Origin of the sequence: Kitasatospora sp. NPDC059146, assembly GCF_042786665.1 — a bacterium.
Lineage (GTDB): Bacteria > Actinomycetota > Actinomycetes > Streptomycetales > Streptomycetaceae > Kitasatospora.
The window spans coordinates 67000-88393 of sequence record NZ_JBHZCY010000007.1 but is presented as its reverse complement, the minus strand read 5'-3'; the positions used below and the strand labels follow the sequence as shown (position 1 = coordinate 88393).

24 protein-coding genes are annotated in these 21394 nt (G+C 72.1%); 14 read left to right on the top strand and 10 right to left on the bottom strand.

Annotated features, from left to right (window positions below; all coding sequences use genetic code 11):
• Window positions 1-149 precede the first annotated feature (149 nt).
• The 3 genes from ACFXPX_RS04855 to ACFXPX_RS04845 all read left to right on the top strand — a co-directional run bounded on the left by ACFXPX_RS04855 (window position 150) and on the right by ACFXPX_RS04845 (window position 1970).
• Window positions 150-608 (top strand): hypothetical protein, encoded by a 459-nt coding sequence (locus ACFXPX_RS04855; protein ID WP_380591629.1) that lies wholly within the window; start codon window positions 150-152, stop codon window positions 606-608.
• A 60-nt stretch (window positions 609-668) separates the two neighbouring features.
• A complete protein-coding gene (locus ACFXPX_RS04850) occupies window positions 669-1415 on the top strand; it encodes a hypothetical protein (RefSeq protein ID WP_380591627.1) in 747 nt (248 codons plus the stop codon).
• A gap of 132 nt (window positions 1416-1547) precedes the next feature.
• The gene (locus tag ACFXPX_RS04845; RefSeq protein ID WP_380522441.1) at window positions 1548-1970 is read left to right on the top strand and encodes a hypothetical protein; all 423 of its coding nucleotides are present in this window, start codon (window positions 1548-1550) and stop codon (window positions 1968-1970) included.
• Window positions 1971-2170: 200 nt separating this feature from the next.
• On the opposite strand, the gene ACFXPX_RS04840 is transcribed toward ACFXPX_RS04845, so the two are convergent.
• Window positions 2171-2314, bottom strand: a complete 144-nt coding sequence (locus tag ACFXPX_RS04840) for a hypothetical protein (protein WP_380591625.1) — start codon at window positions 2312-2314, stop codon at window positions 2171-2173.
• A gap of 463 nt (window positions 2315-2777) precedes the next feature.
• Here ACFXPX_RS04840 and ACFXPX_RS04835 point away from each other — a divergent pair, with 463 nt between their 5' ends.
• From ACFXPX_RS04835 to ACFXPX_RS04820, 4 genes are all read left to right on the top strand, one after another.
• Window positions 2778-3083: a hypothetical protein gene (locus ACFXPX_RS04835; RefSeq protein WP_380591623.1), complete on the top strand. Its 306-nt coding sequence runs from the start codon at window positions 2778-2780 to the stop codon at window positions 3081-3083.
• Window positions 3084-3243: 160 nt separating this feature from the next.
• The gene (locus ACFXPX_RS04830) at window positions 3244-4434 is read left to right on the top strand and encodes a helix-turn-helix domain-containing protein (RefSeq protein WP_380591621.1); all 1191 of its coding nucleotides are present in this window, start codon (window positions 3244-3246) and stop codon (window positions 4432-4434) included.
• Window positions 4435-4447: 13 nt separating this feature from the next.
• The gene (locus tag ACFXPX_RS04825) at window positions 4448-4885 is read left to right on the top strand and encodes a hypothetical protein (RefSeq protein ID WP_380591619.1); all 438 of its coding nucleotides are present in this window, start codon (window positions 4448-4450) and stop codon (window positions 4883-4885) included.
• A gap of 353 nt (window positions 4886-5238) precedes the next feature.
• Entirely contained in the window at window positions 5239-6219 is a 981-nt protein-coding gene (locus ACFXPX_RS04820; RefSeq protein WP_380591617.1) for a hypothetical protein, read from the top strand.
• Window positions 6220-6394: 175 nt separating this feature from the next.
• Here ACFXPX_RS04820 and ACFXPX_RS04815 read toward each other — a convergent pair whose 3' ends face one another.
• A complete protein-coding gene (locus tag ACFXPX_RS04815; protein ID WP_380591615.1) occupies window positions 6395-6646 on the bottom strand; it encodes a hypothetical protein in 252 nt (83 codons plus the stop codon).
• Window positions 6647-7141: 495 nt separating this feature from the next.
• Here ACFXPX_RS04815 and ACFXPX_RS04810 point away from each other — a divergent pair, with 495 nt between their 5' ends.
• The gene (locus ACFXPX_RS04810) at window positions 7142-7414 is read left to right on the top strand and encodes a hypothetical protein (protein ID WP_380591613.1); all 273 of its coding nucleotides are present in this window, start codon (window positions 7142-7144) and stop codon (window positions 7412-7414) included.
• A gap of 77 nt (window positions 7415-7491) precedes the next feature.
• On the opposite strand, the gene ACFXPX_RS04805 is transcribed toward ACFXPX_RS04810, so the two are convergent.
• The 8 genes from ACFXPX_RS04805 to ACFXPX_RS04770 all read right to left on the bottom strand — a co-directional run bounded on the left by ACFXPX_RS04805 (window position 7492) and on the right by ACFXPX_RS04770 (window position 17281).
• A complete protein-coding gene (locus tag ACFXPX_RS04805) occupies window positions 7492-7929 on the bottom strand; it encodes a hypothetical protein (RefSeq protein WP_380591611.1) in 438 nt (145 codons plus the stop codon).
• A gap of 115 nt (window positions 7930-8044) precedes the next feature.
• A complete protein-coding gene (locus tag ACFXPX_RS04800) occupies window positions 8045-9490 on the bottom strand; it encodes a restriction endonuclease (protein ID WP_380591609.1) in 1446 nt (481 codons plus the stop codon).
• A 172-nt stretch (window positions 9491-9662) separates the two neighbouring features.
• The gene (locus ACFXPX_RS04795) at window positions 9663-10079 is read right to left on the bottom strand and encodes a hypothetical protein (protein WP_380591607.1); all 417 of its coding nucleotides are present in this window, start codon (window positions 10077-10079) and stop codon (window positions 9663-9665) included.
• A gap of 752 nt (window positions 10080-10831) precedes the next feature.
• Complete coding sequence (locus ACFXPX_RS04790; RefSeq protein WP_380639579.1) at window positions 10832-13303, bottom strand: hypothetical protein; 2472 nt, start codon at window positions 13301-13303, stop codon at window positions 10832-10834.
• Between the two features lie 912 nt (window positions 13304-14215).
• Window positions 14216-15097 carry an FAD-dependent oxidoreductase gene (locus tag ACFXPX_RS04785; protein WP_380591603.1) on the bottom strand — a complete coding sequence of 294 codons (882 nt, stop codon included), beginning with the start codon at window positions 15095-15097 and terminating at the stop codon, window positions 14216-14218.
• Entirely contained in the window at window positions 15094-15675 is a 582-nt protein-coding gene (locus tag ACFXPX_RS04780; protein WP_380591601.1) for an isochorismatase family cysteine hydrolase, read from the bottom strand. Before ACFXPX_RS04780 ends, ACFXPX_RS04785 begins: the two co-directional genes overlap by 4 nt.
• On the bottom strand, window positions 15672-16811 hold the full coding sequence (locus tag ACFXPX_RS04775) for an XRE family transcriptional regulator (protein ID WP_380522416.1): 1140 nt from the start codon (window positions 16809-16811) through the stop codon (window positions 15672-15674). Before ACFXPX_RS04775 ends, ACFXPX_RS04780 begins: the two co-directional genes overlap by 4 nt.
• Window positions 16812-16954: 143 nt before the next feature.
• Window positions 16955-17281, bottom strand: coding sequence for a GntR family transcriptional regulator (locus tag ACFXPX_RS04770; protein WP_380591599.1), 327 nt, complete (start codon window positions 17279-17281; stop codon window positions 16955-16957).
• Window positions 17282-17585: 304 nt separating this feature from the next.
• On the opposite strand from ACFXPX_RS04770, the gene ACFXPX_RS04765 reads away from it, so the two are divergent.
• From ACFXPX_RS04765 to ACFXPX_RS04740, 6 genes are all read left to right on the top strand, one after another.
• Complete coding sequence (locus ACFXPX_RS04765; RefSeq protein WP_380591597.1) at window positions 17586-18401, top strand: hypothetical protein; 816 nt, start codon at window positions 17586-17588, stop codon at window positions 18399-18401.
• Between the two features lie 503 nt (window positions 18402-18904).
• Entirely contained in the window at window positions 18905-19039 is a 135-nt protein-coding gene (locus tag ACFXPX_RS04760; protein WP_380522413.1) for a hypothetical protein, read from the top strand.
• Window positions 19040-19124: 85 nt separating this feature from the next.
• On the top strand, window positions 19125-19622 hold the full coding sequence (locus ACFXPX_RS04755; protein ID WP_380591595.1) for an ATP-binding protein: 498 nt from the start codon (window positions 19125-19127) through the stop codon (window positions 19620-19622).
• 208 nt (window positions 19623-19830) lie between these two features.
• Window positions 19831-20256: a hypothetical protein gene (locus ACFXPX_RS04750; protein ID WP_380591594.1), complete on the top strand. Its 426-nt coding sequence runs from the start codon at window positions 19831-19833 to the stop codon at window positions 20254-20256.
• A 38-nt stretch (window positions 20257-20294) separates the two neighbouring features.
• The gene (locus tag ACFXPX_RS04745) at window positions 20295-20546 is read left to right on the top strand and encodes a WhiB family transcriptional regulator (RefSeq protein ID WP_380522410.1); all 252 of its coding nucleotides are present in this window, start codon (window positions 20295-20297) and stop codon (window positions 20544-20546) included.
• A gap of 118 nt (window positions 20547-20664) precedes the next feature.
• The gene (locus ACFXPX_RS04740; RefSeq protein WP_380591592.1) at window positions 20665-21261 is read left to right on the top strand and encodes a hypothetical protein; all 597 of its coding nucleotides are present in this window, start codon (window positions 20665-20667) and stop codon (window positions 21259-21261) included.
• Window positions 21262-21394: the final 133 nt, after the last annotated feature.

The window sequence follows — 21394 nt, the reverse complement described above, 5'->3', positions numbered from 1 at the left end:
CGGTGGTGCACCGCCCCAGCCCCCGCGGTGCCTGGCCCGTGGGCTGCGGGTTGGCGGGTGTCGCCCTTCTCCCGGACCGGGTGTAATTGTCAGTGCCTCCTGATCTCCTTGCGTACACGATTCGTCACGCTTCGGATTCGGAGGATCCCATGCGCATCATCCGTCGTACCTTCATCGCCGCCGTGCCGGCCCTGGCCCTCGCGGTCATCGGACTCGCCCCGGCCCACGCCACCACCATCCGCGCCGGGGACTACGTCTGCGTCGGCGGCTCGCCCGCCCCTCGGCTCGTCAACAACAACATCGAGTGGTACGCCGAGGTCACCTGCGACGGCGACGGCTACGGCCCCAAGTGGGTCGAGGCCTCGCTGGAGCGGGCGAACTGCGACGGCGACTTCTGCACGTTCTCGCGTGTCATGGGCCCGCTGCGCAGCAGCGGCCACGATGACTTCACCCGGGTGAGCCGGGTGAGCAGCAACGCCGACTGCCGGGCGGCGGAACCGCCGCGAATCGCCAAGGGCAAGTTCCGTGTGTCCGCGGACATCTTCAGCGACGGCGGGGCCAAGCACGAGACGGGCATGTCCGACGTCGCCGAGTTGCCCTGCGCCTGACCGGTTGACGGGCCGGAGCGGCTGCGCGCGCCGCTGCGGCCCGTCCTCTACGGTCGCAGGATGACCGATCGGCCCGTTGTCATCCGCCCTCCGCAGACGCTCCTGGACGAGCCCCGGAGGCGGCTGTCGCACGGGGGCATCCTGGACACGCCGGCGGGGCTGTTCACGGTGCTCGTCTTCGAGCACCAGAGCCCGCCGGCGCGCGCCGAAGCGACGCCGTCGTGGACCGTCTACCTGACCGAGCCCGGGGCCCGGCACGCCGTGCTCGCGCTTGCCCGGGCCCTGCCCGCCCCGGACCACAGCGTGCACTTCGTCGCCTGTTCCTTCGGTCCCTTGCCGGACCCGGGCCGGCTGGTGCTGGTCGTCCAGCACCGCGATCTTCCACACCCGCGGACTGTCGACCTGCGGACGCCGCCACCGCGCGGGGGCGCGGCCGTGTCCTGGCTCGCCGTTCCGGGGCCCCTGCCGGGTACAGGAACGGAACCGGCACGGGCCTGGCACAGCGGACTCCTCAGGACGCCTTCCCTGGTGTTCACCCACCTGGAGGCCAACACTGTTGGCCCGGACACCCTCGCGACACCGGAGTGGGATCTCTCGCCGCACCGCCCCGAGAGCCGACCCAGGCCGCTGGCCGCGGACTTCACACCCAGCCGGCTCCTCCACGGCACCGCCACCGGCGGCGACCGGTTCTCCAGCTACGACGCCGTCTACGCTGCGCCGGAATCCGGCGCACCCTTCACCTGGACCTGCGCCCCTCTGGGGCTGTTTGCCAACGCAACCACCGCAGGGGTGGCCCCGGGGACCTGAACGCGGCCGCCTGCCCGACGCGGGCCGTCCCTGACGTCCGGTCGGCACTTGCTTGGCCGGCCGCTGCTACGGCGCTGTACGGAGCCTGCGGACTACCATCGGGTAGCCCCCACTTCGAAGGAATGTTCATCCATGCGCCCTGCCCGCTTTCAGCAGCTCCTGCTCTCCGCCGCCGAGTCTCTGCCCGGTGCCGCCGCGAAGACCTTCGATGCGGTAGGTGGCAGCAGGCAGCCGTACGGCGTGCTCATCGACATTGGCGGGAGGCCGAGCCGCTGGCAGATCGTGGTGGTGAGCGCCCCTGGGGAGGCGTGGGGCGACCACCCGGACCAGGAGCCGGTGCTGGGTGAGAAGCCCGTGGGGCCTGCGATGCCTGCGGAACTGAGCGACTTGGCGGCGGTCGAGCACGGGCTCGTCGCCGCGCTGCTGGCCGCGGACCCGGGCGAGATCGCCGCCGTCGAGGTGTACTCCGCGCGGCCGGTGCCACCGGCGGTCGGCCACGGCGCCACGATCGACCTGCACGACGGGTCGAGGATGTTCGTCAACCACGTCCGCTGACCGTGCGGCTGCGCCCCGCCCCGGAGTTCCAGAGCATGGCGCGCAGCCGCAGGCCGGGGGCTTCGCTTCGCGGGCGGCCGGTCCTCGTGCAGGCGATCTCGCCATGGGGTGGCGCGTTCCCCGGTCGGAGGCGGAGGACGGTCAGGTGCACCCTGGTGGTCGAGGTCGCGGCGCGCGGTGTCGACCACCAGGGTGTGCGACTAGGACCGGGTGAGCAGGACCGGGCCGACGCCGAGCCAGCGGCCGACGTCGATGGTCGGCTCGGCGCGGGGCCTGCCGATTGTGGACCAGGCGGTGTCGATCAGTCGGCGCAGGCCGTCCCGCTCGGTCTCGGGTGCGCGCACCCCGTCTCGGACGTCGGCTTCGACGGGTCGCAGCGGGTAGACACCGATGGTGATCCGGCCCCGGGTGTGCTTGGTCAGGTGCCGGTTCCCGATCCAGAACCAGTCGGAGCAGTCGTATCCGGCGCCGAGGGCGGCCCGGTCGGTCCGATCGCCGAGCGGGTGGCCTCCGATGGTCCGCGCGTTGTCGATGCGGGTGCAGCCCGGTGCGCGTAGGCAGGCAGAGCGGCATATGACAGAAGCGTGCGGTGGGTTGAACGATTGTGACCGGTGGTGTGCAGGTGACGGGAGGCGATGCTCGTAGATATGAGGACTAGCCGCATTTCTGCCCGGATCGCCTCACACTCTGTGCGCGCGGCGGGTTACTGTCCGACACAAACGAAAAGGGGCCCCGGGGTAGAGGTTGGTCGCCAAGCCGCCGGGGTCCCTACTCGCCAACCGTCCGAACACCCTGGAGGAGCCTGTGATGCTGCCTGCCCTGGGCCGGTCCCGGCGTGCCTGCACGCGCCGGAAGATCGGTCGCCTCGACGCTACCATTTCCGCCCGTTTCGTTGGCCAAACGCGAAAAGCCGGGGCCGCAGGCGTTGACCTGACGGGCAATCCGCGGATTCTCGCCTTCGTCGCCTCGGTGGTGCAGGTGATCCTGCTCATCAGCACGGCCGCGGACCTGCAGGACACCCATGACCTTCTCCGCCTGGGGACCGCTCTGATCTGGGCCGTCACCAGCACCGGCCCCGCGAGGCGGAAGCCGGGGGCCCACCGGAGGACCTGACGGCCGCGCGGACGATGGCGCACGGCGTCGGCCGCTGCGCCTCGCGCCGCTCGGATTTCCCCCCGGCGGACGGGCTGGCCCGGCCGCCGGGGGACCGTTTCCCCTCCCGTTCCGGTCCCGGTGGTGCTCTCCGGGGCCGGCCTCCGGCACGGAGTCCCTCGTGAACCAGATCCTGCGCTGCCGTTGGTGCCGGCGCACCTTCACCCGACCTCAGCGGCTGGGCCGTACCCCGTCGTACTGCCGTGCGCGCTGCCAGCAGGAGGCGGAACGTGCCCGCAAGGACGCGCCGGCCGACCGCTCGCTCGACGACCTCGTCAGTACCCTGGCGCGCGAGCACCTCGCGCTCGCACGGCAGCTCGCCCAGACCGCTGACGCGGTGGCAGTGGCGGAGGCCGACGAGGACGTTCAGGCCGTCCTGGGCCTGATCCAGGAAGCCGAGGAGAGTCTTGAAGATCTCCGGGCGCACGCCGTGCTCCAGGCCCGCACCCGCAAGCTCCCCTGGGCGGCGATCGGTCAGCTGACCGGCTGGGCCGCCGGAACGGCGCGCCGGCGCTGGGACGAGGCCTACGCCGCCCGTCGCCTCGCCCAGCGGGAGGCCCGTAGTCAGCGTGTCCAGCCGGCCAACGGGACGATATCCGGGCCCGCCACCCAGCCCGGGACGACGCCCGCACCCTCGGGGACAGGCCATCGCGCACCGGAACAACGCCAGCGCTCGATCTTCAAGCAGGTCCCACCCGCGGAGCCGGCCGCCGCCCCGGTCACGGATGCCGCCGAGGCGACGGATCCCGCCGACGCGCTGCAGCCGGTGGCCGCGGCCAAACTTGCGAGCGCCCTGTCGTGCTTGCACCGCCGCTCCCGCCGTTCCTCCCGCGAGTTGGCCGCCGATGCCGGGGTGTCGCCTTCCTTCATCAGCCGGGTGCTCGCCGGCGAGCGGATCCCCTCCTGGCCGGTCGCCGACGCCCTGGTCCGAGCAGCAGGCGGAGTGCCGGCCGACATCAGGCTCCTGTGGGACGCCGCCCACGGCATCCTGCCCGAGCGCCCGTTCGTCGCGACCCCGCAGGTCGCGGCCGAGTTCAGGGCATCCCTTGCCGCGGCGATGCGCGGCCTCCACCTGGCTGCCTTCGCCCCCGACCCCCTGACCATCAGCGACATCTCCCGAGGACGCGTGAGCCCCGAGGACGCGGCCGGACTGCTCACCGGCGCCCGCGTACCGGACTGGCCGGCCGTTGAGGCCGTACTGGAAGTGCTGCGCGCGGACCCGGACTTCGTGCTGCCGCTGTGGGAGCGCGTGCAGCTGGTGCACCGCCACCACCCCTACCACGCCGGACCGCCCGCCGACGCCTTCGGCTGACCGAGAGGACACCGTGCCCCGCTCCTCGGACACGCCACGAGGCCCGCACCACCCGGCCCTGGGCGTCGCCACCCTGCTGGAGTCCCACTACCACCACTACCTCGACTACGCCCGGCTGCTCCTGCCCCCCGACCAGGTGCACCCCGCCGTCTGCGCCGCCGCCGCCCAGGCCGCGGCCCGCTGGCAGAATGTCCTGGCCGCGCCGGACGCGACGGCCGCGCTCTGGAGGCTCTTCCGCGCCGCCCTGGTCGCCAGAGCCTGCCCGCAAGCCCTGGCCCCGGTCGCCCACCTGACCGCCGGCCAGCAGGACCTGGTGCTCATGCGTCATGCGCTGGGGTGGAGCGACGCGACCATCACCACGGTGACGGGAACCGACCGGTGCGCGATCGAGGCCGCCGCCCGGTCGTTCGCCAGAACCGCCACCGCAACGGACCCCTCCTCGAAGCCGTGACGAGCCCATGCCTGATCCCGCACCGGGCACCCCAGCGCCCTCCTGGCCCCGCCCTCGACCGCGAAGCGGACCGGACACCACCACCCGACGAAAGCCTCAGCCCGAGCGTGACCACCACGACCTCGGGCGGTCCCGGCGGTTCGCTGGCCAACACGCCCGCCACGGTCGTTGCCAGGCCGTACCGGAATCCACCACTCTTGGATCCGGCCGTCAGGCGGCCGCGCCGAGCGGGAATCCGGCCTTCCTCCCGCATCCCCCGGCCGAAGCGTCCATCGACGCACCCCCGATCACCAGCGGCTCAACCCCACACCCTTGACCAGCACGCCGGGCCGGCGGCGTCCAAGGGGAACACCATGCCCACGACCAGCCGCGTCCGCCATCGCGCCCGTCGGCGTTCGGCACTCACCCGCGAACCCCACCAGCAGGCGGTCCGCGAACTCACCGCACTGGGCCCCGCCGCTCCGCTCGTCCCATCCGCCGCAACCGCGGCCCAGGAACAGCTGGAATGGTGGCTCCTCCACACCACCGCCTGGCCCCCGGAGCCCGTCCCCGTACCACTGGGCATCGAGCGTGTCACGCCGCGCATCGACGGGCTCGACCTCCACCTCACCGATGACAGCCGCTACCTGCGCTGGTTCACCCGTGTGGTCCTGCCCACCGTCAAGGACGGCGCTGTCCACGGCATCCCGGGCCTGCGGGTCGTCCTTGACCACGGGGGCGCCCCCGTCCTGCACCTCGCGGGCACCAACGCCCAAGTGCGACTTCGCGGCTTCCCCGCGGCTCTGTGGCGCGACAGCGTCGACGCGGCACGCGAAGACTTCGCCCTGTCAGGGTTCCGTCCACTGTGGACCGCCCCCCTTGAGGCGACGACCGCCCCCGAAGCCGAACTCGCGCCGTGGTTCAGCCCCGACGCCGGACCCCCTCCCTTCCGCATCGCCAGCGCCCTGCTGCGCCGAGTCGGATTGTTCGCCGCCGCGGGCACCACAGCCTGCCTCACCGGCTGGACCACCTGGGGCAAATTCAGAGAAGGCTGGAAGTTCGACTTCGAGTTCATCCCTGGACACCGCCCCGACCACGACCGCCTGCTCAGCATGCTCACCGACCCCGACGACGGCCTGCCGCTGCGCATCACCGCACGCAGCTGCAACAGGTGCCCGGGACCGGAGGCCTCGTGCCGGGTGGACCTGGTGGCCACGGACGGGACGCCGGGCAGGGTCACCCTGCTGTTCCGCGTCACGGAGGAGGAGGTCGTACGGGCCTGGGAGCAGCGTTGGCCGACGGCTTTCGCACGGATCCGTGCGGCTTGGGGTGCGGGGGGAGTGCCCAGGCACTGAGAGGGGTCTCGGCTCGACGGCCGTCCGCTGCGCCTGCTGGCCCCGGGAGCTCCCCAATTGGGGAGCTCCCGGGGCCGTCCTTCTCGGCGTTCGCCGGGTTGGCCGGGTGTCCTGCGGCTGCCAGGCCACCGTGCTCGGCGGCCAGTTGCGGCGGTGCGGTCCGGAGTGTGCGAGGTCAGGACGGGTCGGCAGCGGGGGAGTACACCCATCCGACGAACGGGTCGTAGTCGACCTGGCCCGACTTGACCAGTGCGTCGAGGGCGGCGGCGATCCGGGGGCCGGGCAGGTCGAGGGCTTCGCCCAGACTCCCCCGGGTCACGAGTTCTTCGGTGCCGGCGGCTTGCAGGTAGTCGCGGACCTGGTCCACCGGGATCGTCTCCCGGAGGCGCGTGGGTGGGTCGACGAGCGCGGTGAGCGCCTTGGCCACGTCCGCGGCCCACGGGGCGAGGTTCGATCGGGGCTGCGGAGTTGGACGGTAAGCAAGGCGGTGCGCCCGGGCACGCGTCCAGTACCCGGTGGAAGGTGGTCAGCAGCTCGGTGGTGGGGGCGTGGGCGCGGCCATGGCGGTCCAGGTCGGCGAGCACAGCGGCGATCTGCGGCGGGACACCCTGGTCCGGTGCCGGTTCGACCTCGGCGTCAGTGTCGGCACAGGCGCACCGTCTGCACTCCTCCGGCCCGCCCTTCTCCCCAGGCAGGGGCGCGGGCTCGGCCGCCGGGTCGGTGGCGAGCTGCTGGAGCAGACCAATCGCCGTCGGAACGAGGTCCGCGTCGATCGACTCCGGCGCGCAGGCCGCCCGGTGAACGAGGGCGCCGAGCCGAGTGTCGGCGTCCAGCTCAGGCTCGGCGGCCAGGGCAGCGAGCCAGGCCGCGGGTCACCGAGGCCGCGCCGTGTCGCCGGTCGGGCTTTCGCGTTGGGAAGGGCATGACGACCACGACGCTCGACACCGTGACCGCGGGCTGCCGCCTGTGCGGCCACATCGGTCCGACATGGTCGGCCGATGCCGATCGGGCTGACGTCTGCCTGACGATCGCCGACCATGTCCGCGACGAACACAGCGATGTTGACCTGCCGGACCTACTGCTGGCCCTGACTCCCCGCCTCATCGATGGCAGCGTGACGTCCCTGACGGGCGAGGATGTCCGCGACGTGATCACCCGCGTCAACGCCAAGCGCGTGTACCCGCCGGCCGCCTGATACCAGCCCGGTGAGGCGGTCCCGTCCTCCGGTGCCGGGCCCGGCCTGGGCCGTGGCAGGATTTCGGGCAGGCCAGGTCAGGTGGCGGGACGGGTGTCGGCGCCTGCGCGCGGGGCCGACGGGACGGCACCTGTGCCAGCTTGGTGGGCCTCGGCCAGCCGCTCTGCCGCGCGCAGCGGCACGCACCGTCCGCAGGTCCGGCGGGTGCACAGCGCGGCGGGTTCCTCTCGTGACCAGCCGCGTCGCCTCCAGCGTTCGACGGCGCACTCGGAGTCGGGGCGGGGCTGCGGGACCAGGCCCAGTGCCCGGCGCGCGGCCGCCCGCGCCCCTGCGAGTGCGCCCGGGTCCTCGGGGTTCTCCAGCAGCTGCAAGGCGAGTCCTAGTTGCCGTCGGCCTTCGAGGAGTTCGGGGACGTCGCCGATGGGCATGGCAGGGCCGCGGGCGAGGTCTGCGGCGATCTGCTCGTCGCGCCAGGCCAGGAACGCGGGGTCCTTGCGGGGGTCGTACCAGCTCATGGTGCCGGTATCGGCAGGCCGCCTGTCGGGCTTGAGGAGCCGTGTGCCGGGCACTGCGGCCGGGCTTTGCCGGTCGGTCTGGCGGAGCTGCTTCGACGGCTGGCCGACGTGTCGGTCAGGTCATCGATGGAGCCATGTCGACGATCTCGGAGAGCGGGTCTCCGAAGGTCGCCCACCTTCGGAGGGCGATCTGGTTCACCAGTTGTATGCGGTGTTGGGCGGCGAACTTCCGTGCCGGTTCGGAGAACCTGCCGTTGGTGATCATCACGGCTATGTCCGCCTGGTGGTGGGGTCTCGCGGTTCCATTGAAGCGCTGGAGGTCAGGAGTGCCGATCGTGCGCGATGTCGAGGTGTGCTTGGCCTGGAACACGACCCTGCGCTGGTCAGGCGTGACTGCGGTGACGTCAGCGCCCAGGTCTCCCGGGCCTCCTTGGGCCCGGTTCACGCTCAGTCCGTCACGTGCCGCTAGGTCGGCAACGAGGGTCTCGAAGTCGCGGTAGCTGAACTCGGCGATCGCGTCCAGGCCGACAGACGACCCGCTGGTGAGGTAGGTGATGCGGCGGTTCGCCGTCAGCGCCTCGCCGTGCACGGCCTCGCGGTGGTCGGACAGGATCTGGTCAAGCCGGGAGTGAGCGGCTTCAACGTCCCTGCTCATCTTCGCGAGGGCGACCACCCGCGCCGGACCGTCCGCCCTTCGCGGCGCGGTCTGGTCCACCGGTACGAGCCCGAAGTCCTCGGCCATCTCATCCCACACGTCGGCGCACGCGTCCACCGCCTCCTGCGCGGCGTTCCGCTCTTGGATCAGCGCCCACCACCGGCAGCGTTCAACAGCGTGCACCTCCATCATCCTCATCGGCAGCGCCAACCGGTCGCGGCCCGGGTGCTTCCCGCCGTCGGCCTGCCTCTTCTCCTCGGCCACCCGGTCCCGGTAGCCGACCACCGCCTGGTAGACGTCACGCAGGAACTGCCCCTCGACGCTAAGGGGTCCGTTGCCCAGCAACTCGCGGCGGCGCTGCTCGCGGAGGGCGACGACGTGCATGTCGGTGCGGTGGTCGGCGAGAAGGGCCGCGAGCCGCTCGGGGCTGTGGTCGGTCCGGTTCCAGACGTCGTCCAGGCACTCGGCGGGGGAGGGATCCGCGGGTGTCCGGTCCGAGAACTTGTGGATCGGGTCGATGCCGAAGTCCTGGCTCATGCTCTTCCAGGCGCCTGCGCAGGTGTTGATCCCCTCCCGGATGACCACCTGTTCTGCTTCCAGGGCTTCGATCAGCTGTTCCAGGCTGCGCGTGGTGGCTTGGCGAACCTCTTGAGGGGTCCGGTCCATGGCATCGGACCAGTCCGCGCGCAGGCGCCGCCGGGCGTCCTTGATCTCGTGCTCCACCTTGTCCAGCTGCTCGCTGAGGCGGTGGTAGGTCTGGCGTAGGAGCCATCCCTCGGTTGTCCATATCCAGGCGGCAAGGAGGTCATCGTGGTCCGCCGCCGCGATCAGCCCGCCCATCGCCTTGCGGAGCTCGCGGCTGTTGTACCGGGTCGGAACGATCTTGGCGGTTCTATCGATGATCACAGAACAGGAGAATATCCGCAGGTCATGACAGGTCCTGTGGACTCCCGCAACAGTCAGGACCGGTTCCGCAGCCCCGGCCGAGGTCAAGGCAGACCGGTCCCCCAGATGCCGGTGCGTGTCGGCACCGGGCACCGGCGCCGCCCGCGCACTCGCCCTCCTGGCCCCCGGCCGGTCAGTACCGCAGGAAGTAGCCGTCCTTCTTCGCCGCCTGGATCGCGGCGGCGGCCGGGCTGTCGAGCCCGGCCGGGACGTGCGGGTACACGTAGTCGAGCAGGTCGTACGCCCCGGCGTCGTCGCCCACGTTGCCGACGACCGCGCAGACCGGGCTGCCGTGGCGGCCGGCCTCGGCCCACAGCCCGGGCCAGTCGGGATGCTGGTCGGTCACCGTCGCCGCGCAGTTCTGGCACGGCTGCTGCGGCTCCCAACCGGTCAGCGCCCCGGCCGGGCGGGCATCGGCGGCCCGCACCACATGCCCGACCCGCTGCTGGGCCCCGTCGCCGAGAAGCGACCGGTCGCAGCAGGGCCCGAACTCGTGCTCAACGCTCACCCAGACGCCCGGCCAGTGGGGGTGGCGGTCGGTCACAGCCATGCCGCATCCGGCGCAGGCCTGCGCCGCCAGGCCGTGTGAGCGGAATAGCGCGAAGGTCTGAGCGGACACGGCCGCACTGTAGCCTCCGCCGGCTGACCGGCCCTCGGTGAGCGGTTCGAGGTCGTACAGGGGCAGGTCCTTCTCCGCCAGGCCTACGTCCTCCCACGTCGCCAGGCCGGCCACGGGGAGGTTCTGCGTCCAGCCGATCCGCGGCACCGTGGTGGTCGACGGCCGGTGGACGACTTCGAGCGCCGGGTGGCGGTGTGCCTCGGGCGTCGAACCCGGCCGGCTGCACGTACGCCGCGATGTCGGGGCCGACCACCTGGCCCCAGGCCAAGCCCTGGACGGTGAGCCGGGAGCGGTCGATCTGGGCGAGGTCGGCCAGGAGCACGTCGCCGAGCAGCTCGGGCGCGCTGCCGCGTGGACGACGTTGCTGCGGCGGAACCGCCCCCGCGGGGTGGCCGAGATGGCGGAACCTGGCCTGTCGGCGGTAGGTCCGCAGAAGACGCGTGGCCAGGTCAAGGCCTGACGGCATCCCCAGGCCCCTGGTGCGGTAGGCGCTGATGCATGGCAGACATCATCCCGTGAATCCCCCGTCCAGCAGACCGACTTGATCGATGACCGTGCCACGGGTTGTCCCGGCAGGCCCGCGACGGTGCCCTCGCACGCACCCCGGAGCACCGTGGCGCTCTCCCCGGTGGTCGCTGCCGCGGGAGCCTTTCGCGTGGGCGGTCCGACGACGGCGGTCCCGGTCACGGGCGCCCCGGAATCCGGGCTGGCCGGCCGGCCCACATCCCGCGTACCGCGTCCAACCGCTCCTCCAGGAGCCACCGCGCGCTCCGCTGCCGAGCCTGCGCCGCGGCCCGGTCCCCGGCCGCCCGGGCCCACTGGCGATCCGCGTAGCGCTGCTGCTCCGTTTCCCAGGCCTGTGCGGCCTCGGCATCGGCGGTCGAGGTCCGGGCCAGGAAGGCCAGTGCCTCCTCCCGGATCTTCTCCGCCATCACCTGGGCGGTGAACCGGTTGCTGGAGGCCACCCCGTGAGGGTCCGCCAGTCCCTGGTCCTCGGCCTCGCGTACGGCCTCGCGCATCGCCGCCGTGAGCTCGCCGTTCGCCTGGTCGAAGACCTTGCGGCAGCTCCGGTGGTCGCGGAGGTCGGCGCGGAAGGCGAGCGCCAGGTTGACGTACTCCTCGACCACGGCCTGCGTCTGCCGGGCCGTCGCGCACGACGCACACAGACCCCGCGCCAGCGCGGCACCGCAGTCGGCACACGGAACCACCCGGGCTTCGGCCTCGTGCCGAGCGGCCCGCTCGGCTGCCTCGGCCTCCCGGCGCAGACGGGCGCCCAGCTGCGCCACGTGCTGCTCGGCAGCCGCGGTAGTGCGGGCGCTCAGGTGCTGCTCGATGAGCCGGCGGCGGTCCTCGAAGGACAGCTCGGGCGTGGCCAGGACGACGTCGCGAACAGCCGCCCGGCGTCGCGCTCGCTTGGCCGCCAAGGCCTCGGTGCAGCCTTCGCACATCGTGCCGGTCGCACTGTGGAATCCGTCGTCGCAGGCCCGGTGTCCGCACTGCCGCCGTTGGGGCAAGCCCCTTCCGAGCAGCCAGGCCACCGCGTCGCGCACGCCTGCGGGACCGCCCTCGGCGTCGAGGCGCCGCTCCAAGCGCCGGTGCAGGGCCCGCAGGGCGCCTTCGGGCTGGGTCCAGCCGGCCAGCCGGTCGAGCTCCCGGGCGACGGCCGCGAGCACCAGCTGACGAGGGTGGTCCCTGGTGATGCTCAGCCACAGCGAGGTCACCGGTTCCAGCCCGGCCGGGACCGCGGCAGAGCGCGTCGGCAGGCAGTCGGTGGCCCCGAAGGTGCCCGTCCCCTGGGTGTTCGAGTGCGTCGTGACCTGCTGTTCCCCGCGCAGCGGGCCAGCGATGACAAGCCGCAGCGCGGGCACGCCAGCAACCTGGGCATCCTCGCGCGCACCCGCGCGCTCCGGCCGACGGTGGGTCACCCCAACGGCGCAAGCGCCGGACAAGCCACCCACCTCCTCAGCACAACCACCAACACCAGCCACCAGAGCGTGGGGAGCGTGGAAGTCGGCACTCTCAGAATCCGCCGGACCGTCTACACCGTCTGCCATTTCCGCAGGTCGCGGGCCTGCCGGGCCGACAGTGGGCTCCTGCGACCGACCAAGATCCCCGTCGGCACTCTCCGGAGCCGACGAAGACGCGGCCTCGGGCTCACGGGAGTCCTCCGATTTCGCGCACGCCTCAGCGGCGGGCGGCTCGACCGGCTCTACCGTCCGCTTCGCCGCCCGGCGCACCGTGCCGCCGGGGGCCGGCTTCCTCGCTGCCGCCCGGACCTCGGCACGCTTCTCGGCGACCGGCAGCAACCGCACCTTGCCGGTCGGCACACCGTTGCCGCCGTCCTCCAGCTCCACCTCGACCAGGCCCTCCGCCTGGAGCCGCCCCAGCACCCGGCCGGCCAGCACCGGCGAGACCTTCGACTGGCCGCCGCGCAGCAGCAGGGCGAGCGTGGCCGCGCCGCGGCCCAGCTCCGGGGCCTTCAACGAGCCCGAGCACAGCTTGAGCCAGCCGTCCTCGCGGCACGACAGGACCAGCAGCAGCAGAGCGAGCCGGTCGGTTGCCGCCCCGTGCCCCCGGCGATCCCGCTCGGCCAGCAGGCCCGGCGGGATCGCCGGCTTGCCCGTCGGCTCCCACCCAGGCCCGAACAACGCCTCGCACAGCCGCAGCAGGGTGGCCAGCTCATCGCGGGTCAGCGCGAGGGGATGCCGCCGGTCGCGGGCATGGCGCACCCGCGCCACCGCCTCCAAGCGCAGGTCCAGCGCGACCACGTGCCCGTCCTCGTTCACGTGCTCGCGGGTCTGGACCGCGCCCCGGGCCCGCAGCGGCGGGAGTACCTTGTGGCTGACCATGGACACGCTGACGCCCAGCCAGCGGGCGAGCTCACCCGACCAGAGCGTGGTCACCCCCCACTCCACCGAGCCCTTGGCCAGCAGCACGACCGCCGCCAGCCGCGCCGCATCCGGCAGCCCGACGACCGACTCGTCGGCCAGCAGCGCCCGTACCGCGGCCTCCAGCCGGACACGCATCGGCTCGCCCAGCAGCAGCGCCTCCGGCGACTCCCGCTGGCTCGGGACAGCACGAAGCCACCGGCGACCCGCCGCCGGACGAGGCCCGGGAACGGGAGGACGGGACGCCAAAATCGCGTGCGCGCTCACCGGACACCCCGAGGGGCGGCCGACAGCACCATGCGACACGCCCGCACAGCCGGGAAGGCCGAAAACGGACGGTTCTGCCGGCATGCGGGAATGCCGGACTGGATTTGGGCAGCACTGTGCTGCATCATGGCCCTGTTCTCCTGGGAGGTCATTAGGAGGGCATGCGAAAGCCCCGGTGGGGCTGAGCTGGTTCTGGTGAACCGAATGAGGTACGAGGCGACAGGCCCGTGGCAGGGCGGTCCCTCACGAGGACGATCTGGGCGCGACACCGGCTGCTACCGGTCGAGCTCCCGGGCGGCGCCACCGCAATACCTCCCTGCAAGGAGGACAAGCGGATGGAGGCGCCGCCCCCGCAGGCCTAGGTCATCCCCACCCCCACACGCCGGCCGCCCGCAGCGGCCACAGCGAACCGCTCGCTCCTGACGACACGGAACGAGACGCAACCCGATCGGATCAAGCCCTCAACACGGGCGACACGCGAACGGGTGACCCCTGCCGAGCGGACAATGCCACCGAACAGGGAAGACATGGACCAGTACTCGGCCGCAGCGGCCGGGCACGGTAGTGAGCCGCGCGACATCGGCCGACGACTATTGCGCCGGCGGGCCGTCCAACGGGTACGCTGGATCACAGCGCACACCTCCTCTAGCTAAAGGTGTAGCTACCGAGCCAGTCGAGCCGCTACCACACAGCTCCTGGCTCACCGGCCCCGGGCAACCGAGTCCGGCGGGACTTCCACAAATTCCCCGCCGCGGATGCTGCGGGGCCTCACCTTTTGCGTCTCGCACCGTCCAGCGGGGCTTCCACCCCCCACCAGCCAGTAACGGTCCGCACCTGATCCTAAACCCACCGGAGCCCACTGCGGGCATGCCCTTGCACTGCGATCACTCGTGTGTCGGGCTTGACCGCTCATCACACCGCCTGCCGCAGGAAGCGGTAGTACAAGGTGAGTGCGGCGTCCGTTCCCCTGCCGACCGCAGTGGCGACCCGCTGGCCGTCCCTGGCACACAGGTCACCCGCCGTGAGGACGCGCGGATGCTGAATCGCAGGAGGGCAGAACCCGTCCTCGCCAGCCGCCAAGCCCGGCAGCGACGTCGGCACCGTGCCGACGTTGGTGACCACCGAATCGGCCTCCACCGTCTCCTGGGAGCCGTCGGCCAGCAGGACGTCCAGCTCGAAGGGCCCCGAACCGGTCACGCGGACCGCCCGCACCGGGTGCAGCTGCACACGTGGATCCGCGCGCACTTCGTCGACCTTGTAGGTGTCTCGGGCAGGGTGACAGACGGTGAGTTTCTGGTCGGTGTCCCGGTGAGTCCGAAGCCATGTCCCCAGAGGCCTGTCCCCGCCCAGGACGACGGTCAGGGCTCCGAGGTCCGAGGGTGACGTGCCCGTGAGCTGGGGGAGGGCCTGCGCGCACGTGATCCACGGGACCTCGGTGGCCTCCGCCGTGTGCACGCCGGTCGCTGCCACCAGCAGTTCCCCCACCACGCTGGTGCCGTCCGACAGGACGGCCCGGACCTCGTTCTCGCCGGGTTCGACCCTGACTACGCTCCCCTGGAGGTAGGAGCAGTGGACGTCCAGCCCGGCCAACGTCTGGCCGAGGGCGCGGGCGTAGCTCAGGCCGTCCGTCCAGCCGGGCCAGTTGGCGAGGTGCCCGATACGCCAGAGCGTGCCGCCGGGAACTGGTGACGGATCAATCAGCAGCGAGGTCATGCCGACGCTGGCCGCCGTAGTGGCAGCCAGGCAGCCCGCAGGGCCGGCGCCGACGATGAGCAGCTGGGTCGTGCGGGTCACTGGAGCCCTCCTGCGGAGAGTGTGCGGTGGACGTCGTCGGCGGTGAGGAGCAGGTGCCCGCCGAGGTTCCGGCGGGCAAGGAGGAGGGCTGCGTCGTGGTACTCCAGTCCCCCGGAGGAGGCGCACGCGTCCGTCACCAGCCAGGGGGTGATGTCGTACTGGTAGGCGTCGGTCGCGGTGTCCAGCACGCAGCTGTCGGTATCGATCCCGCAGAGGAGTACGTCCGTCCACCCCTTGGTGCGGAAGAGCTCCAGCACACCGGGCGCCTTGAAAACGCTGGACGTGGTCTTCTTGACGACCTGGGTGGCAGCGGCTGCCAGAGGCGCCAGTTCCGGGGCCAGCGCCTGCTCCTGCGGCGAGCGGAGGCGTGTCCAGCCGCTGATCCGCTCGTAGTGCGAGCCCTCCGCATTGGCGAAGGTGGCGATGATCGTCGCCCCACCGCTGAGCTGCCAGGCCTTCACCAGGCGGGCGATCGTCGGCACGACGTGCTCGCTCGACTCCCGCACGAACCCGGCCTGCACGTCGACGGCTACCAGGACGGCAGAGTCCTGCCGCACCTCGGCGAACCGGGTGGTCACGAGACCTCCTTCAAGGCACCCCATGCGTCCTGCAACCGCTGGGACAGGTCGTTGGTACCGATGACTGCGGCACGCAGTGCCCGGTGCTGAGCGCTCTCCGTCGGCCGGGCTGACACCAACCTGCTGTGCGCACCCCGGAGCCAGCGCCATCCGAACGGCGTCGGCAGCTCGGGATCGAGTCCCTCCTCGACCAGGCGCAGCAGGTGGGCGGACAAGGCCCACAGCGCCTGGGTGTCGAGCTGCAGAGCCACGATGTCGTCGATGGACAGGGCCCGTTCACCGACTTCGGGCCGGTAGGCGATGCCGGACCAGCCAGCGACCCCGCGTGACACCGCGCCACGGAACATGACGGACTCGGGGTGTGCCCACCGCTCGGTGAACCGGTGGCTCTCGACCTCGGCGCCCAAGGGAACCGGGTTGGAGTCGTCGGTCCGATCCACGAGCACCGATGGTGTCGCCAGCAGTTGCAGCGCGGTGTCTAGGTCGGCACCGTGCCATGGGTGTGCCCCAAGTTCGTAGACCGACAGTACGTATTCCGGCACCGGGATGCCCCGTGCTGCTCCGCCGGTCTGCCGGTTGACGAGGTCCGCGAGCAGGCCTCGAACCAAGTCGCGATTCTGGCCGTACGAACGGTAACGCCAGAGGGCCAGTTCGGTAAGGCTGTTGAACGTCAGCTGCTCGCTGAGGTGTGCGACCGCGATGCCGAACTTGAAGATGTGGATCGAGGTCCTGGTCCCGGGGACCGCGAGGATGCGTTGCTCCAGGTCCGCCGGGCCGCAGGGGTGCGAGTCGGCAATCTGGAACAGGGCACTGGCATCAAGGCCGAGGTGAACAGGCAGGAACTGGTGCGAGACCACGGTGAAGCCGGAGCCGAGAGCCCGGACTTGGGGACCTGCGAGGTCCTGGTGAACCCGCGCGAGGAAGTCGCTCCTGTCCTCCGCCGGCATCAGGTCTAGTACACGGTCGAGGATCTGCTGCGTCTCGTGGGTGCACACGACGTTCCGTCCTCCCTTCCGCCAGTTCGTCACGGTGGCCGGGTTGACGCCGAGGCGTGCCGCGAACTGTCTTACGGACATTCGGAGCCAGCGCTGCAGCAGCGTCGCTTCATGGCCGGTCCACTGATCGATAGCACCCACGTTCCCACTCCTTCCGTGCTCTGTCCGTGGACACCCGCACACCGGTCGCACGCTGTACGCACGGGAGCCCATCACGCGCAGTCACTGTTCCCGATCATCCTGGTGATGGCCCCACGGAGGGGTGCACACCGGCATCGGGGAGGCTACGCAGGTTGTCCGACACCTCGGAGTTCGTCGATCTCCTGCTGGAGCTCGACAACTCGTCGTTCGAGAGCGGCCAGCCGCTCCTCGGTGGTCGGCGGCCGGTCTGCCGAGACGTCAGACACGAAGGCGCCGAGCCCCTGAACCGTGACGACAAGGCCCTTGTCCTTCAACGAACCGACGGCCTTCTGCGCGGTGCCGATCGCGACGCCGTGCATGCTGGCCAGCTCCTTGGCGCTGGGAACCTTGCTTCCGGGGCGCAAATGGCCGGATCTGATGTCGGCGAGGATCGCGTTTTCGACGCGTCGGTAGGGCTGAGGCTCGGTCATGCCCGTCATGGTAGCCACCTCCTCACGTAAATGACATAACCCAGGTTACTTGACGATGACTAGGTGACCTATGTAAGTTGATGGAGGCAACGGGGGGAAACCCCCGCAGAACCAACCGTCCGCGGCTTGCCGCGGAGGGCAGACGCTCTTGCGTCGGGGTTGATAGCTCCATCGAAATCCCCCGACAGCATCTGTCCTGGAACAGCGCTGATGCGCTGTCCGCTCCCTAGGACTCGGCAGCAGCCGGCCTCGGTGGCGGAGAGAGCATCACGTCCCCTCGTCACTCCAAGCTAAGGAGTTTCCGATGGCCCCCTCGACCGACGTCGCCTGCAAGCGCAAGCGCCGCACTCGCACGAAGAACATCAGCGCTCTCGCGCCCCTCGCCTTGTCCTCCCTGCCGAACAACCAGATCGAGCTGACCCCGGGCGCCGAGCACCTCGTCTGCCCCGCCTGCAAGACCTGGTGCCCGATCACCGGCATGGGAGGCACGACCCCGAAGTTGGTCCCGCACCACACCGACCCGGCCGGCACCCTCGACACCCGCTGGTGTGCCAACACCAACCGCCGCATCACCGCCGACCTCACCGTCGAGCGGTGGGCGGCGCAGCGGGCGGAGGTGGCCGCGGAGGCGGGGGCTCGTCGGCCGACCAGGGTCCTGCGCAAGGTCCCGACGCCGGCGGTTCCGGCGCTCTCCCAGCTCCGACCCGCCGAGCCGACCGCCGATTCCGCCCGAGCGGCCTTCGAGCAGCACCGCGTTCGCTGCTCGGTTTGTGCCGGTGAGGTCCGACGGTGCCGGGATGGGCAGCGCCTGTACGTGGAGTACCTCTGGAGGCAGAACCAGGAGCCAAAGCGGCTGCGTGAGCAGGCGGTCGAGCGGGCGGCACGGGGCGTCGAGGAGCGGGCCCGTACCAGGACCGCTCCTGCCGTGCGGGCGAAGGCCTGGAAGGACGTCGGCCGCGCGGTCGACGAGGCCGACACCGCCCGCCGCGAGCCGCTGGCCGGTGCACGTCCCCCGATCCGTGGCATCGAGGTGCCCGAGGGCGATCGCCCGCTGCCCCAGGGCCGCTCCGCCGAGCAGACGCTCGCGAACAACCCGGTGCGCAAGCGCCGACCCTCCTGAACCGCGGAGCACCGGGTTAGTGTCCCGGCCCGCTCGCAGCCGACCTGGACGACCCTCTAACACGCCTTCATCCGCCTGCGGCGGGCCCGGGACCGGGCCCGCCGCTTCGCATACCCCCGGGAGATCAACCGTGCTTCACGCCCGACTGCCCCGACGCGTTCTGCAGGACCTGCTGGACAGGACCGTCGCCCTGGAGGTGTGGGCCGGACGCTCGACGACGTATCGCGGGCCGGCCCGTACGCCCACCGAGAGGCAGATGGTTGCCGACGCCAGCCCCCTACAGCACGGCCTGCGTTGGCGGGGCGGCCACCACCCGGCCGTGCCACCTGGCTGGAGGGCCGCCTCCGCGGTGCGGCCGACCGCCTGACCGTCGCCGTCCCTGCATTGCCCCGTCGTCACCACTCCCGCCCCGCAGGGGTGACGACGGGGGACGGCAGGAGCCGCCCCTGGGAAAGCCGAAGGCCTCGGGATTTGCCCTCCCGAGGCCTTCGAGTACGCCGCCTATGAGAGAGGCAACGACCTTGCTGCACAACATCATTGCACGCCGCGACCTCACCCTCGCCCCGGGTGACAGCGACCCGGACGCCGACGAGCTGCTGCGCCGGGCCCTGGAGCGCCGGGGAGGTGGCCAGCGGTGACCTCCGTGCCCGACCTGGCGGTCGTCCGCAGCCTCGCCGGCGGGAAGCCGGTGCCCAAGTCCGACAAGCCGAAGGGCGGTACGGGATGAACGCGACCGCCTGCGGTGCCGGGACCGCGCAGGGCCTGACCGGGCACGACCCGGTCCTGCCCTCGCCCCGCCCCGGCCTCTACCTGCGGCAGTGCCCGGGCGGCGTCGTCGCGCACCTGACCGCCGACCAGGACACCGTGCACACGGTGCGGGCCCTGGCCCTGACCGTCCTGGTCGCCCACGGCGTCGACCTGGAGACCGCGCAGTCCGCGCAGCTGGTCCTGTCCGAGCTGCTCGGCAACGCGATCCGGGCCTGCGGCGAGCACGTCCCGCTGGTCGTGGAGGTCTACCGCTCCCGGGGGATCGACGCGGTCGTCGCGGTCCACGACCCGCTCGCCGACACCGCCCCGCGTCGCACCGACACCGCCCCCGACAGCGCCGAGGCGGAGTCCGGCCGCGGCCTGACCCTGATCGACATCCTCGCCCCCGGCTGGACCGTCGAGCCGTCCCCGATCGGCAAGCAGATCCGCTGCCGCGTCCGCGCGGCCAGCTGACCGACCGCCCCTCCCCGCGCGCCCCCGGGGCGCCCGCCCCCCCCCCCGCGCGGCGCGGGGCCGCGCCCGGACAACACGGGCCCGCCGAGCCGCCGCCGCCCCCGCGCGGCCCCCGCACCGCCCGCCCCGCCCCCCCCCCCCGCGGCGCCCCGGACCTCGGCCTGGGGCGCAGCGGGCGCGCCCGTGAACTTCCCGGCCGGAGGCCGTCATGAAGAGCACCAGCACCACCGGATCGACCGTCAAGGCCCGGCGCGAGCAGGCCGCCTACCGCCGCTACGTCGCCCGCCAGCTCGGCCCGCAGCAGGTCGGCGGCATCTACCGCTGCGGCTACTGGAACGACATGTACGAGGTCCTCGCCATTCGGACCGAGTCGCCCTGGCAGATCAGCGTGCGCACCCTGGGCGAGACCCGGATCCGTACGCACTGCTCCGCCTGGGACGAGCGCCGCGACCGCGTCCTCGCCGAGCCCGGCGTCGCTGCCCTGACCTTCTGGGCCGAGCGCACGCTGGCCGCCCCGGCCGCCAGCGGCGCGCTCCTGGAGCAGCGCCACGTCCTGGACGAGGCCGCCCACCCCGACACCGTCGCCGCCCTCCTCCAGCGCGCCCGCACCGCCCGGTTCCCCGAGACCGTCTGAGCACGAACACCCACGACACAGAGAAGAAGGAGAAACCGATGGACTGGCGCCACCGCGCGGTGTGCCGCGAAGAGGACCCCGAGCTGTTCTTCCCGATCGGGAACACCGGCCCGGCCCTGCTGCAGATCGAAGAGGCCAAAGCCGTGTGCCGCCGCTGCCCCGTGATGGAGCAGTGCCTGACCTGGGCCCTGGAGACCGGCCAGGACGCCGGCGTCTGGGGCGGCATGAGCGAGGACGAGCGCCGCGCGATGAAGCGCCGCGCGGCCCGCAACCGTGCCCGCACCGCCTGACCACGTCGGTTGGTTGTCGTTCGCCGCTGCCCCGAACTCGGCCAGCCCCGGGTACGGGGCGGCGGCGGTCGACGGTGCCCGACGCACCCACCCCCTCTCCCCTATATAGGAGGACCCCGTGAGCAAGCCGACCTGGATGGCCACCCACCTGGACATGGAGCACTCCCCCGACCCGCTGGCGCAGCTGGTGGTGCTGGGCCGCTGGCTGGAGGACCCGGCCCGGCGCTTCGCCTGGCGCACCGCCCGAAAGGAGCGGCAGGCGGCCGCGATCGACGCCGACCGCGCGTACGACGAGGCCCAGCGCCCCAGCCAGCGGATCCCCTCCGCCCGGATCGCCAACGCCAAGGAGCAGCTGGACCTGGCCCAGGGCCGAGCCGGCCTGCTCGGCCTGGTCGAGGAGCTCGCCGAGCGAACCCGGCTGCGGGCCACCAGCACCGTGCTGCGCCCCGGCCCGGCCGAAGGCGCGGTCGACCCGCAGACGCTGCGCCTGCTGACGACGCGGATCAGCACCGGCACCCGCGAACTGCTCACCGAACTGGAGGCCGACTTCGTCTACCCCGACGAGGTGCACCGCACCGCCGAGGCCGCGCTCGGCCAGCTCACCAGCCGCCGTCTCGCGGTGGAGGCCACCGGCGAGCCCGCCGTCCTGAGCACCTGGGCCGAGGCGGTCGAGTTCGTCCTCGCCGTCATCCGGACCGCCCCCACCCGCGCCTGACCCGCCGTCCGCCCCCGGCAGCCGAAGGGGGGGGGGGGGGCGGCCGGGGGCCCCCCCACCCGCAACACATGGGCCCCACCGTGGGGACGCGGGGTGGTTTACACCAATAACAGGCCCCCTGGGCCCAATGGGG

Bases quoted from the DNA above. Each gene is read 5' to 3' on its own strand.
- ACFXPX_RS04855 (WP_380591629.1), top strand. From the start codon at position 150: ATGCGCATCATCCGTCGTACCTTCATCGCCGCCGTGCCGGCCCTGGCC.
- ACFXPX_RS04850 (WP_380591627.1), top strand. From the start codon at position 669: ATGACCGATCGGCCCGTTGTCATCCGCCCTCCGCAGACGCTCCTGGAC.
- ACFXPX_RS04845 (WP_380522441.1), top strand. From the start codon at position 1,548: ATGCGCCCTGCCCGCTTTCAGCAGCTCCTGCTCTCCGCCGCCGAGTCT.
- ACFXPX_RS04835 (WP_380591623.1), top strand. From the start codon at position 2,778: ATGCTGCCTGCCCTGGGCCGGTCCCGGCGTGCCTGCACGCGCCGGAAG.
- ACFXPX_RS04820 (WP_380591617.1), top strand. From the start codon at position 5,239: ATGCCCACGACCAGCCGCGTCCGCCATCGCGCCCGTCGGCGTTCGGCA.
- ACFXPX_RS04810 (WP_380591613.1), top strand. From the start codon at position 7,142: ATGACGACCACGACGCTCGACACCGTGACCGCGGGCTGCCGCCTGTGC.
- ACFXPX_RS04805 (WP_380591611.1), bottom strand. From the start codon at position 7,929: ATGAGCTGGTACGACCCCCGCAAGGACCCCGCGTTCCTGGCCTGGCGC.
- ACFXPX_RS04795 (WP_380591607.1), bottom strand. From the start codon at position 10,079: ATGGCTGTGACCGACCGCCACCCCCACTGGCCGGGCGTCTGGGTGAGC.
- ACFXPX_RS04770 (WP_380591599.1), bottom strand. From the start codon at position 17,281: ATGACCGAGCCTCAGCCCTACCGACGCGTCGAAAACGCGATCCTCGCC.
- ACFXPX_RS04765 (WP_380591597.1), top strand. From the start codon at position 17,586: ATGGCCCCCTCGACCGACGTCGCCTGCAAGCGCAAGCGCCGCACTCGC.
- ACFXPX_RS04760 (WP_380522413.1), top strand. From the start codon at position 18,905: ATGAGAGAGGCAACGACCTTGCTGCACAACATCATTGCACGCCGCGAC.
- ACFXPX_RS04755 (WP_380591595.1), top strand. From the start codon at position 19,125: ATGAACGCGACCGCCTGCGGTGCCGGGACCGCGCAGGGCCTGACCGGG.
- ACFXPX_RS04750 (WP_380591594.1), top strand. From the start codon at position 19,831: ATGAAGAGCACCAGCACCACCGGATCGACCGTCAAGGCCCGGCGCGAG.
- ACFXPX_RS04745 (WP_380522410.1), top strand. From the start codon at position 20,295: ATGGACTGGCGCCACCGCGCGGTGTGCCGCGAAGAGGACCCCGAGCTG.